This is a genomic window from Idiomarina sp. Sol25, assembly GCF_033052775.1.
Taxonomy (GTDB): Bacteria; Pseudomonadota; Gammaproteobacteria; order Enterobacterales; family Alteromonadaceae; genus Idiomarina.
On the sequence record NZ_JAUPEW010000133.1, the window covers coordinates 1 to 267 of the forward strand.

1 protein-coding gene is annotated in these 267 nt (G+C 49.8%); it reads right to left on the minus strand.

The genetic code is table 11. The features are described 5' to 3' along the window. Positions 1–267: AbiJ-NTD4 domain-containing protein (locus tag Q5L94_RS13760; RefSeq protein ID WP_317498918.1), on the minus strand; the 267-nt coding region annotated here is incomplete at both ends.

A 267-nucleotide genomic window follows, 5' to 3' on the forward strand; every position in this document is an offset into this window, starting at 1 on the left:
AACGCTGGCAGCCCAGTTCCCATTCCGAAGCTCTACTCCAGACTCCAACCGGTGCTTTTTCGAGGCGGTTGCTCCGACAACATCGACATCGTCGAATGCTAGTTTGACCGCTGCGCCTTGCTGTTCGTTACCAATAGGTACGACTCGATTGTCAATGACCCTGTATGCAGAGCGTGCTTCTTCAAACGTGGATGCGAGATCATCCTTCAGTGTCGAGCTTGCGCTATAGTGACGAATAATAAATTCTATCAAATCAAAAAGTGGGCC